General features: G+C 42.7%; 8 protein-coding genes. 7 read left to right on the forward strand and 1 reads right to left on the reverse strand.

The window, feature by feature from the left end:
• Positions 1-20 precede the first annotated feature (20 nt).
• The 7 genes from ACH3PA_RS12335 (at position 21) to ACH3PA_RS12365 (ending at position 11583) form a co-directional block, all read left to right on the forward strand.
• On the forward strand, positions 21-7664 hold the full coding sequence (locus ACH3PA_RS12335) for an Ig-like domain-containing protein (RefSeq protein ID WP_416448208.1): 7644 nt from the start codon (positions 21-23) through the stop codon (positions 7662-7664).
• Between the two features lie 29 nt (positions 7665-7693).
• A complete protein-coding gene (locus ACH3PA_RS12340) occupies positions 7694-8638 on the forward strand; it encodes a type IX secretion system membrane protein PorP/SprF (protein ID WP_416448209.1) in 945 nt (314 codons plus the stop codon).
• Between the two features lie 300 nt (positions 8639-8938).
• Positions 8939-9457 (forward strand): isopentenyl-diphosphate Delta-isomerase, encoded by a 519-nt coding sequence (idi, locus tag ACH3PA_RS12345; RefSeq protein WP_416443773.1) that lies wholly within the window; start codon positions 8939-8941, stop codon positions 9455-9457.
• A complete protein-coding gene (locus tag ACH3PA_RS12350) occupies positions 9454-9864 on the forward strand; it encodes a 6-pyruvoyl trahydropterin synthase family protein (protein ID WP_416443771.1) in 411 nt (136 codons plus the stop codon). The genes idi and ACH3PA_RS12350 overlap by 4 nt, the downstream gene beginning before the upstream one ends.
• A complete protein-coding gene (locus ACH3PA_RS12355; protein ID WP_416443769.1) occupies positions 9861-10322 on the forward strand; it encodes a peroxiredoxin in 462 nt (153 codons plus the stop codon). The genes ACH3PA_RS12350 and ACH3PA_RS12355 overlap by 4 nt, the downstream gene beginning before the upstream one ends.
• The gene (locus ACH3PA_RS12360; protein ID WP_416443767.1) at positions 10312-11277 is read left to right on the forward strand and encodes a type I phosphomannose isomerase catalytic subunit; all 966 of its coding nucleotides are present in this window, start codon (positions 10312-10314) and stop codon (positions 11275-11277) included. The genes ACH3PA_RS12355 and ACH3PA_RS12360 overlap by 11 nt, the downstream gene beginning before the upstream one ends.
• Positions 11278-11316: 39 nt before the next feature.
• A complete protein-coding gene (locus ACH3PA_RS12365; protein ID WP_416443766.1) occupies positions 11317-11583 on the forward strand; it encodes a hypothetical protein in 267 nt (88 codons plus the stop codon).
• A gap of 5 nt (positions 11584-11588) precedes the next feature.
• Here ACH3PA_RS12365 and ACH3PA_RS12370 read toward each other — a convergent pair whose 3' ends face one another.
• The gene (locus tag ACH3PA_RS12370; protein WP_416443764.1) at positions 11589-12341 is read right to left on the reverse strand and encodes a DUF4369 domain-containing protein; all 753 of its coding nucleotides are present in this window, start codon (positions 12339-12341) and stop codon (positions 11589-11591) included.
• Positions 12342-12355 lie beyond the last annotated feature (14 nt).

Consider the following 12355-nt stretch of genomic DNA (forward strand, 5'->3'; position numbering starts at 1 on the left):
GCTCTGAAAATAAAAAGTAGATGAAAATAATTTTACTTCTTTTAAATCAAATAAAACAGGACCTAAGGAGAACTTCGGCTTACTTCTCTTTTATTCTGTTTGTAGTTATTTCAGGTGCTTTTACACTTGATGGTTACGCACAAACTCCTGTTGAGGATGATGCAGATATTGCCACTATAACGGTAAAAACGAATCTTGCTGTGACTTTCGTAGTTACAGATGTGGCGTGTTATGGTGAAGCTTCAGGAAATATTGACCTTGTTGTAAATGGCGGGCGAACACCTTATACCTACGCATGGACAAATGGTGCGACTACTGAAGATCTCGCAAATATTGAAGCCGGAGAATATTTTGTCACTGTCACAGATGCCGCAGGCTGCACAGTTGAAGGGAATACAAAAATAAATGAACCAGCTAAGGCATTATCTTCTTCCTTTAAAGTAAATAATATTTTATGTAATAGCAGTTCTACAGGGGCAATAGATTTAACTGTAGAAGGCGGTACAGCCCCATATACATATGAATGGAATAATGGTGAAACCACCGAAGATATTAGCGATTTAGCAGCAAATGGTTATACCGTTACTATAACTGATGCAAATGGCTGTCAAATAATAGAAAGTACTACGATATCTGAGCCTGATGCACTTTCGGCTACATTAAATGTTACTGATGTATTGTGTAAAGGAGGTAATGATGGTGCAATTGATCTTACAATTCAGGGCGGTTCTTCACCGTACACCTACTCATGGAATAATGGTGAAATTACAGAAGATATTGATGCTCTTGAAGCAGGTAATTATGAAATTACTATAACAGATGCAAATGGTTGCTCATTAATAAAAAATGTAACAGTAGCCGAACCAGCTGAGGTATTGACTGCTGGTACTTCAAAAGAAGATGTAAATTGTTTTGGAGGTTCAGACGGTTCTATAAATTTAAGTGTTTCAGGAGGAACAGCGCCATATGCTTATGTATGGAGTAATGGCGAAACTACAGAAGACATAAATGGCCTCATTGCTGGAAATTATTCAGTATTAGTAACAGATGCACATGGGTGCGAGGTTAATTCTGAAGTGACTATTAATGAACCAGAAGTAATAAGTGTCTCTTTTGATATTTCAGATGAAAACGGTTTTGAAGCTAATGATGGAGAAGCAATTTTTACAATTACCGGTGGTACCGGAAATTATACATATACAATAAGTCCTTCTGCTACATTTGATTCATCTACAAACACATATTCAAATCTGGATACAGGTGATTATAACTTTACCGCTACTGATGATAACGGGTGTATTTTTTCTGAAGTTTTTACAATTAAAACTATTAATCAGATCCCTGTGGCTAGCGATGATGTTTATACGGCAGGAGAAGACAGCGGAGCAACGACACTTACACCTGCAGTAACCGGCAATGATGATTTTGGTGGCGACGGTGCTGGCAGTACAGCAATCACGATCACAGTTGAACCTGAACATGGTACAGCGAGTGTGGATGATAATGGTACACCCACAGATCCAACAGACGATACGATCATTTACACGCCTGAAGCTAATTACAACGGAACAGATAGTATTATTTATGAGATCACGGACAGCAATGGTGACAGTGATAGTGCAGATGTAACGATTACAGTAACCCCTGATGCTTCCGATGCTGATGTCCCTGTAGCTACTGATGATGCTTATACAGTTGGAGAAGACAGCGGAGCAACGACGTTTACTCCTGCAGTAACCGGCAATGATAATTTTGGTGGCGACGGTGCTGGCAGTACAGCGATCACGATCACCGTTGGCCCGGAACATGGCACGGCGAGTGTGGATGATAATGGTACACCCACAGATCCAACAGACGATACGATCATTTACACGCCTGAAGCTAATTACAACGGAACAGATAGCATTACTTATGAGATCACGGACAGCAATGATGACAGTGATACAGCAGAAGTAACGATTACAGTAACTCCTGATGCTTCCGATGCAGATGTACCTTTAGCTACTGATGATGCTTATACAGTTGGAGAAGACAGCGGAGCTACAACTTTAACTCCTGCAGTAACCAATAATGATGATTTTGGTGGCGACGGAGCAGGCAGTACAGCGATCACGATCACGGTTGAACCTGAACATGGCACGGCGAGTGTGGATGATAATGGTACACCCACAGATCCAACCGACGATACGATCATTTACACGCCTGAAGCTAATTACAACGGAACAGATAGCATTACTTATGAGATCACAGACAGCAATGGCGACAGCGATACCGCAGACGTAACGATTACAGTAACCCCTGATGCTTCCGATGCTGATGTACCTGTAGCTACTGATGATGCTTATACGGTAGGAGAAGACAGCGGAGCGACAACTTTAACTCCTGCAGTAACCGGTAATGATGATTTTGGCGGAGACGGTGCTGGCAGTAGCCCCATCACGATCACCGTTGGACCGGAACATGGCACGGCGAGTGTGGATGATAATGGTACACCAACAGATCCAACAGATGATACAATCATATACACACCTGAATCTAATTACAACGGAACAGATAGCATTACTTATGAGATCACAGACAGCAATGGTGACAGTAATACAGCAGAAGTAACGATTACAGTAACTCCTGATGCTTCGGATGCTGATGTCCCTGTAGCTACTGATGATGCTTATACGGCAGGAGAAGACAGCGGAGCAACGACACTTACACCTGCAGTAACCGGCAATGATGATTTTGGTGGCGACGGTGCTGGCAGTACAGCAATCACGATCACAGTTGAACCTGAACATGGTACAGCGAGTGTGGATGATAATGGTACACCCACAGATCCAACAGACGATACGATCATTTACACGCCTGAATCTAATTACAACGGAACAGATAGCATTACTTATGAGATCACAGACAGCAATGGTGACAGTGATACAGCAGTAGTAAGCATTACTGTAACCCCTGATGCTTCGGATGCTGATGTCCCTGTAGCTACTGATGATGTTTATACGGTAGGAGAAGACAGCGGAGCTACAACTTTAACTCCTGCAGTAACCAATAATGATAATTTTGGCGGAGACGGTGCTGGCAGTAGAGCGATCACGATCACAGTTGAACCTGAACATGGTACAGCGAGTGTGGATGATAATGGTACACCCTCAGATCCAACCGACGATACGATCATATACACGCCTGAAGCTAATTACAACGGAACAGATAGCATTACTTATGAGATCACCGATAGCAATGGTGACAGCGATAGTGCAGAAGTGATTATCACAGTAACTCCTGATGATTCAGATTTGCCAATTGCTAATGATGATAATTACACATTATTAGAGAATAGTAATTCAAATATTTTAACTCCTGCAGTAACCAGCAATGATGATTTTGGTGGCGACGGCGCTGGCAGTAGCCCTATCACGATCACAGTTGGCCCGGAACATGGCACAGCGAGTGTGGATGATAATGATACACCAACAGATCCTACTGACGATACTCTTATATATACTCCCAATGCGGATTATGATGGAGTTGATTCTATAACATACAAAATTGAAGATGCTAATGGAGATTCTGATACAGCGGTAGTTAATATTATTATATCTAATTCTCAAATCGGTCTTATCAAGACGGGAGTATTCGCGGATGAGAGCGGTGACGGTTATGCGCAGGTGGGTGAGACGATCAGCTACAGCTTTAGTGTGACCAACACGGGAGATGTGACCATCAGCGGAGTAAAGATCGAAGATGCTTTGATCGGCATCAGTGCCCTTGCGATCACTCCGGCTACTTTATTACCTGGCGAGACGGGCACAGCCACAGCGAGCTATACCATCACCCAGACAGATATCGACCAGGGTCAGATCACCAACACGGCACTGGCCAGCGGAACAGACCCCCAGGGCGGTACGGTAACAGACACTTCGGATGACAACAGCAATTTAGAGGATGACCCCACGGTAACGAACCTACCCGGGGCAGGTGCTATTGGTCTTATCAAGACGGGCACCTTCACGGATGAGAGCGGTGACGGTTATGCGCAGGTGGGTGAGACGATCAGCTACAGCTTTAGTGTGACCAACACGGGAGATGTGACTATCAGCGGAGTAACGATCGAAGATGCTTTGATCGGTATCAGCGACCTTGCGATCACTCCGGCTACTTTATTACCTGGCGAATCGGGTACAGCCACAGCGACTTATACCATCACCCAGACAGATATCGACCAGGGACAGATCACCAACACGGCTATTGCTACAGGTACAGACCCTGCTGGACAACCTGTAACCGACACTTCGGATGACAACAGCAATTTAGAGGACGATCCAACGGTCACTACCTTACCCGGAGCAGGCACTATCGGTCTGATCAAGACAGGCACCTTCACGGACGAGAGCGGTGACGGTTATGCGCAGGTGGGTGAGACGATCAGCTACAGCTTTAGTGTGACCAACACAGGCGATGTGAGCATCAGCGGAGTAACGATCGAAGATGCTTTGATCGGTATCAGTGCCCTTACGATCACTCCGGCTACCTTATTACCTGGCGAGACGGGCACAGCCACAGCGAGCTATACCATCACCCAGACAGATATCGACCAGGGTCAGATCACCAACACGGCACTGGCCAGCGGAACAGACCCCCAGGGCGGTACGGTAACAGACACTTCGGATGACAACAGCAATTTAGAGGATGACCCCACGGTAACGAACCTACCCGGGGCAGGTGCTATTGGTCTTATCAAGACGGGCACCTTCACGGATGAGAGCGGTGACGGTTATGCGCAGGTGGGTGAGACGATCAGCTACAGCTTTAGTGTGACCAACACGGGAGATGTGACTATCAGCGGAGTAACGATCGAAGATGCTTTGATCGGTATCAGCGACCTTGCGATCACTCCGGCTACTTTATTACCTGGCGAATCGGGTACAGCCACAGCGACTTATACCATCACCCAGACAGATATCGACCAGGGACAGATCACCAACACGGCTATTGCTACAGGTACAGACCCTGCTGGACAACCTGTAACCGACACTTCGGATGACAACAGCAATTTAGAGGACGATCCAACGGTCACTACCTTACCCGGAGCAGGCACTATCGGTCTGATCAAGACAGGCACCTTCACGGACGAGAGCGGTGACGGTTATGCGCAGGTGGGTGAGACGATCAGCTACAGCTTTAGTGTGACCAACACGGGAGATGTGACTATCAGCGGAGTAACGATCGAAGATGCTTTGATCGGTATCAGTGCCCTTACGATCACTCCGGCTACCTTATTACCTGGCGAGACTGGCACAGCCACGGCGAGCTACACCATCACCCAGACAGATATCGACCACGGTCAGATCACTAATACGGCACTGGCCAGCGGGACAGACCCACAGGGCGGTACGGTAACAGACACTTCGGATGACAACAGCAATTTAGAGGATGACCCCACGGTAACGAACCTACCCGGAGCAGGTGCTATCGGTCTTATCAAGATGGGAGTATTCACGGACGAGAGCGGTGACGGTTATGCGCAGGTGGGTGAGACGATCAGCTACAGCTTTAGTGTGACCAACACGGGAGATGTGACCATCAGCGGAGTAACGATCGAAGATACTTTGATCGGTATCAGTGCCCTTGCGATCACTCCGGCTACCTTATTACCTGGCGAGACTGGTACAGCCACGGCGAGCTACACCATCACCCAGACAGATATCGACCAGGGTCAGATCACCAACACGGCCCTGGCCAGCGGGACAGACCCCCAGGGCGGTACGGTAACAGACACTTCAGATAATAATAGCAATTTAGAGGATGATCCCACGGTAACGAACCTACCCGGAGCAGGTGCTATTGGTCTTATCAAGACGGGAGTATTCACGGATGAGAGCGGTGACGGTTATGCGCAGGTGGGTGAGACGATCAGCTACAGCTTTAGTGTGACCAATACCGGAGATGTGAGCATCAGTGGAGTAACAATCGAAGATACTTTGATCGGTATCGGTGCCCTTGCGATCACTCCGGCTACCTTATTACCTGGCGAGACTGGTACAGCCACGGCGAGCTACACCATCACCCAGACAGATATCGACCAGGGTCAGATCACCAACACGGCATTGGCCAGTGGAACAGACCCCCAGGGCGGTACGGTAACAGACACTTCGGATGACAACAGCAATTTAGAGGATGACCCCACGGTAACGAATCTACCCGGAGCAGGTGCTATCGGTCTTATCAAGACAGGCACCTTCACGGACGAGAGCGGAGACGGTTATGCGCAGGTGGGTGAGACGATCAGCTACAGCTTTAGTGTGACCAACACAGGCGATGTGACCATCAGCGGAGTAACGATCGAAGATGCTTTGATCGGCATCAGCGACCTTGCGATCACTCCGGCTACTTTATTACCTGGAGAATCGGGTACAGCCACGGCGAGCTACACCATCACCCAGACAGATATCGACCAGGGCCAGATCACCAACACGGCTATTGCTACAGGTACAGACCCTGCTGGACAACCTGTAACAGACACTTCGGATGACAACAGCAATTTAGAGGATGACCCCACGGTCACTACCTTACCCGGAGCAGGCACTATCGGACTGATCAAGACAGGCACCTTCACGGATGAGAGCGGAGACGGTTATGCACAGGCAGGGGAGACGATCAGCTACAGCTTTAGGGTGACCAACACGGGAGATGTGACCATCAGTGGAGTAACGATCGAAGATACTTTGATCGGTATCAGTGATCTTGCGATCACTCCGGCTACCTTATTACCAGGGGAAACAGGAACAGCTACGGCGAGCTATACCATCACTCAGACAGATATCGACCAGGGCCAGATCACCAACACGGCTATTGCTACAGGTACAGATCCTGCTGGAAAACCTGTAACCGACACTTCGGATGACAACAGCAATTTAGAGGATGACCCAACGGTAACTGTTTTACCACAACTTGTTTCTCTAAGTCTTGAAAAAAGCGCAGTACTTAATGATGAAGATGGTGATGGCATTCCGGAAGTAGGAGAAACCATAACCTATTCCTTTAGAGTAATCAATAATAGTCAAGTAACTATTTATGACATAATCATTGAGGATCCTATAATAGAAGTGGAAGGCGGCCCAATAGATCTTGAGGGCGGAGCTGAAGATTCTATAACATTTACAGCCATTTATACAATCACAGAAAGTGATATTGAAGAAGGTTCTGTAATTAATCAAGCTACCGTTAGTGGCACTAATCTGGCAGGCGCTTTATTTGAAGATCTATCTGATGATCCTAATGATTCTACAGATTATGATGCAAATGGTGACGGTGAACCAGACGATCCTACAATTGTAGAATTTCAGGGTGTGTTACCAATAGAAGATATAATTATTCACAACGTTATGACGCCTAACGGTGATGGGATGAACGATATATTCATGATTCAGAATATCGAGAATTTCCCTAATAATACTGTTGAAATATTTAACAGATGGGGAGTACAAGTGTACAAGGCTAAAGGTTATAACCCAATGACCGATAACGTCTTTAGAGGATATTCTGACGGAAGAGCAACCATACGCAGAGGAGAAAGATTACCTACAGGTACCTATTACTATGTAGTTAATTATGAAACCAGCGAAGGAGAAATTAGAAAATTGGCAGGCTTCCTTTACATTAATTAATGATGGGTAAGCACAGAAGTATATTTACTATGAAAAGAAAATATAGCATACTTTTATTATTAGTCACTTTACTGCTAATGGGTTCTGTAGGATTTGCACAACAGGACCCACAGTATACTCAATATATGTATAACCCATTGGTTATAAACCCGGCGTACGCAGGTAACCGTGGTGTGACCAGTATAATGTTACTTCACAGAAGTCAGTGGGTGGGTCTTGACGGAGCTCCTACAACTCAAAATCTTTCGGTACACAGCCCAATAGGAATTAGTAATATGGGTATGGGGTTTAGTATTGTGAATGACGCTTTGGGTCCTGCCAGGGAAACCTATTTCAATGCAGATTTTAGTTATACAATAGAAACAGGACCTACGGGTTTTCTGAGTTTCGGTTTAAAGGGAGCTATAAATTTATTAGATGTCGATTTTACGCGCACTAATCCTTATAATGAAGGTGACCCTGATCTGCAAAACATAGACAATAAATTATCTCCTAATGTGGGGGTTGGTTTATTTTACCATGATGACAATTTCTACGCAGGATTATCTGCTCCTAATTTACTGCAGACTGATCACTTTGATCGCAGTGGCTCTAAGAGCGCATCAACATTTGTTCAGGAAGAATTAATACATTATTATGCGTTGGTAGGTTATGTTTTTCCTCTAAGCTATAATGTAAAATTTAAACCTAGCACCATGGTTAAAGCGGTTGTAGGAGCTCCTTTACAAGTAGATGTAAGTGCAAACTTCATGTTCTATGATAAGTTTACTATAGGTGCAGCTTACAGATGGAGCGCAGCTTTAAGCGGTTTAGTAGGTTTCCAGGTATCAGACGGTCTGCTTGTAGGTTTTGCTTATGATAGAGAAGCAACAGATTTAGGAAATGCCACCTATAACAACGGTTCCTATGAGGCTTTCATAAGATTTGAGCTTTTTAAACGCTACGACAGAATGTTAACACCGCGTTTCTTCTAATTCAAAAACTGGTTAAAATGAGCTAAAAATCGCTCTTTAATGTTTAAAAATCGCTTTAAAATAAATCTGTTTTTTGGGATAAAAAACCAGCTTTTGTTGCTGTAAAAGGGATTTTTTATTTTCGTTAAATAATAATGAAGCCTTCCAGTTTTGGGAGGCTTTCTTTTTTGGTTCAGGATAGTCGTATTTTGTAACTTTACCGCAAAGTGAAAATTTTAGAACCCCCGAGGTCTGCCTCGTATTAATTAATTAAGATTTACCTTCATATTTTTCGAGGTCCCTGATTCCCTATAAAAAGCTATGACAGAAGAACTGGTTATTCTAGTAGATGAAAATGATAATAAAGTAGGACTAATGCCAAAAATGGAAGCTCATGAAAAAGCGCTCCTACATCGTGCATTTTCAGTTTTTGTTTTTAATGATGACAATGAGCTTATGCTACAACGCAGAGCTCTTAATAAATACCATTCTCCCGGTCTGTGGACAAATACGTGCTGTAGTCATCAACGTGATGGTGAAACCAATATAGAAGCCGGCGTGCGACGTTTACAAGAAGAAATGGGTTTTAGTGTTCCCTTGCGGGAGGCTATGTCATTTATCTATAAAGCACCCTTTGATAATGGTCTTACAGAGCATGAGTATGACTATATTTTGCTGGGAGAATTTAATGCAGTTCCAGACATAAATCCGGCAGAAGTTGCAGAGTGGAAGTGGATGAAACTAGAAGATGTAAAAGAAGATATGCAGACCAATCCCGATATATATACAGAATGGTTTAAGATCATTTTTGATCAATTTTACAATCATATTGCTGTATGAGAGTAACCGTTAAGCGCAAGGCACATTTTAATGCTGCCCACAGACTTTTTAAAGCAGACTGGAGCGATGCCAAGAATATGGAAATTTTTGGTAAATGCAGCCATCCCAATTATCATGGTCACAACTATGAGCTTACCGTAGGAGTAACAGGAGAAATAGATCCTGAAACAGGCTATGTTATCGATCTCAAAATTGTAAAAGATCTTATCAAGTCTGAAGTTGAAGATCCTTTTGATCATAAAAATCTCAATCTTGATGTGCCAGAATTTAAAACACTCAATCCTACGGTAGAAAATATCTGTGTCGTTATTTACAACAAGCTCAAGGCGAAACTTGATAGTAAATTTGACTTAGAGATAACACTCTATGAGACACCGCGCAATTTTGTAACCTATACAGGAGCATGATAAAAGAAGGAGATAAAATTCCAGATTTTGTACTTAAGGATCAGGAAGGTAACGCTTTCAATTTAGCTTCAGTAAAAAGTGAAAAAATTCTAGTCATTTATTTCTATCCTAAAAATTTCACACCCGGCTGCACAAAAGAAGCCTGCAGCTTTCGCGATAATTATTCAGGATTTAAAGAATTGGGAGCAGAGGTTATAGGTATAAGTAATGACAGCGAAAGTTCACATTCAAGATTTACTACAAAATACGATTTACCATTTACAATGCTTTCAGATCCTGATGGTAGAGTAAGAAAGCAGTTTGGTGTAAAATCTGAATTATTAGGTCTTATTCCCGGCAGAGAAACTTTTATATTTGATAAACAAAGAAAGCTGGTCATGCGCTATAATAGCATGAAAGCTCAATCTCATATTACAAAGGCTCTCGCAGCCGTAAAAAATCTAACTAATGACAAGTAATCATTATCCGCTTACATTTACACCGGTCTTAAAAGAAAAGATCTGGGGAGGGCAAAAACTATATAATCTTTTCAAAAAAGGAAATGATGCTAATGCCAAAATGGGTGAAAGCTGGGAGATCGCAGATCTTACTGAAGGGCAGAGCATTGTAAACAATGGCGAACTTAAAGGTTTAACATTAAAAGAAGCGATAGCTGTAGATCCTGAAGGTTTATTGGGTAAAACTGTCTATGAGCGTTTTGGTCAACAATTTCCGTTACTTATCAAGTTTATAGATGCGGCAAGTGACTTGTCAATTCAAGTACATCCATCTGATGAAACTTCGCCCACAGGTGTTGGTAAAACAGAGATGTGGTATATTATGCAGGCAGATAAAGGCGCAGAATTAACTGTAGGGTTTAAAGAAGGAGTTACTAAAGAATCTTTTAGTAAGGATATTGAAAATCTTACTGTAGTAGATGCGATGGATACACACGTGGTAAAACCCGGTGATTCATTTTTTATTAATGCGGGCAGAATACATGCAATAGGTGGCGGAGTACTTTTAGCCGAAATACAGCAAACCTCAGATGTTACTTATCGCGTTTATGATTATAACCGCAAAGATGACCACGGCAATTTAAGAGACCTTCATGTAGAAGAATCGCTGGAAGTTCTGGATTTTAATCCCACTCAGGATTTTAAGTTAGAATATGACAAAGAGCCTAACAAACCCCAGACGTTAAAGCACCATACTTACTTTAAAACAGACTGGCAAAAGTTAGAGAATCAAAGTTATTCTATTAATAGGAAAGAATCTTTTACAATCCTGATCGTTGTTTCTGGCAAGCTGGAATATGCATTTAATGGTGAAAAAACCGCCCTAGAAGCAGGAAAAACGCTGTTAATACCTGCAAAATCAGAAGATGTGGAAGTTTCTGCAGAAGCTTGTGAATTTCTCGAAGTATACCTTTAAAGACATAAAATAGCCGTATTTTTGCCGAAAATTTAAAGTATGGCAAGTATACGAGATCTTAAAAAAGATATCAATTATGTATTAGGAGATATTATTGACGCTGTTTACATCTGGCAAGCAATAAATCCTACAGAAGATCAAACAGAAGCAGAAGCGATCATTGATGACGCAATTGCAACTTTTGATACGCTTATAGCGAAAGTAAACGATAAGAGCGTTGAAGATCGCAAAGCAAATTTAAAAAGCGTTCGCGTTGAACTAGAAGAAAAAGGCCGCGCGCTTATTGATAGAATAAATGCGCTTTAAGCTCATTATTCTTTTTCTTCTTCTATTACTTCAGAAGATTGTATAGGAGTTTGTTGATCTGTGTTTTTACGCTCTTCAATAAACTCCTTTAATGTTTTACCATATTTTGATTTACGCACCTGAGGCGTTAAAGAAGAGTAAATAGTATCAAGGTATTTCACATTAGCATCAAATATTTCTGAAACTGCCAGATAAGGCGCGATCTCAAGATCTTTATTATTCATTGCATAATTTACCGTGTACAGATATTTTCTGCGTGTTAGGTTTTGCAATTGCTTGTCGTACGCAATAATAGAATCTTCCATTTCATTTTTACGCGCGTCAAAACTCTTTTTTATCAGATCAAGGTTTGCACTGTTAAAGCGCATTGCCATTTTCTTATACTCATCAAGCTTTAATTGATTTCTGGAGCCTGTTATAGCTGCCTGACTTTCAAAATTCTTTAAAGAAGTCGTGAGTGTCATCTCACCAGGTTCAGCAAAAATAATGATGCGGTCATCATAATCTGAATCGTCAATTTTCTCAAGGTTCAAATAAACTATCTGTGGTTCTTTAATTTTCGCTTCAAGCGTAAATTCCGAATCTCCATCAACCACCACACTATCAAGGTTAACAAGTGTTGTATCTTCTATACGTTGCAGATAAAGTGTTCCTTTTTTAAGGCCATTAACTTTACCGTTAAGCACAAAGTCATTATCATTATTACAGCTTACCAGGATGAGGCTTATAAAAGAAAAAAGGAGAATTTTTTTGATCATTACTTTTAAATTAT

Origin of the sequence: Leeuwenhoekiella sp. A2 (genome assembly GCF_047946655.1) — a bacterium.
GTDB lineage: Bacteria > Bacteroidota > Bacteroidia > Flavobacteriales > Flavobacteriaceae > Leeuwenhoekiella.

Excerpts from the sequence above, each read along its gene's own strand:
- ACH3PA_RS12340 (WP_416448209.1), top strand. The coding sequence starts at position 7,694 with ATGAAAAGAAAATATAGCATACTTTTATTATTAGTCACTTTACTGCTA.
- ACH3PA_RS12360 (WP_416443767.1), top strand. The coding sequence starts at position 10,312 with ATGACAAGTAATCATTATCCGCTTACATTTACACCGGTCTTAAAAGAA.
- ACH3PA_RS12350 (WP_416443771.1), top strand. The coding sequence starts at position 9,454 with ATGAGAGTAACCGTTAAGCGCAAGGCACATTTTAATGCTGCCCACAGA.
- idi (WP_416443773.1), top strand. The coding sequence starts at position 8,939 with ATGACAGAAGAACTGGTTATTCTAGTAGATGAAAATGATAATAAAGTA.
- ACH3PA_RS12370 (WP_416443764.1), bottom strand. The coding sequence starts at position 12,341 with ATGATCAAAAAAATTCTCCTTTTTTCTTTTATAAGCCTCATCCTGGTA.
- ACH3PA_RS12355 (WP_416443769.1), top strand. The coding sequence starts at position 9,861 with ATGATAAAAGAAGGAGATAAAATTCCAGATTTTGTACTTAAGGATCAG.
- ACH3PA_RS12365 (WP_416443766.1), top strand. The coding sequence starts at position 11,317 with ATGGCAAGTATACGAGATCTTAAAAAAGATATCAATTATGTATTAGGA.
- ACH3PA_RS12335 (WP_416448208.1), top strand. The coding sequence starts at position 21 with ATGAAAATAATTTTACTTCTTTTAAATCAAATAAAACAGGACCTAAGG.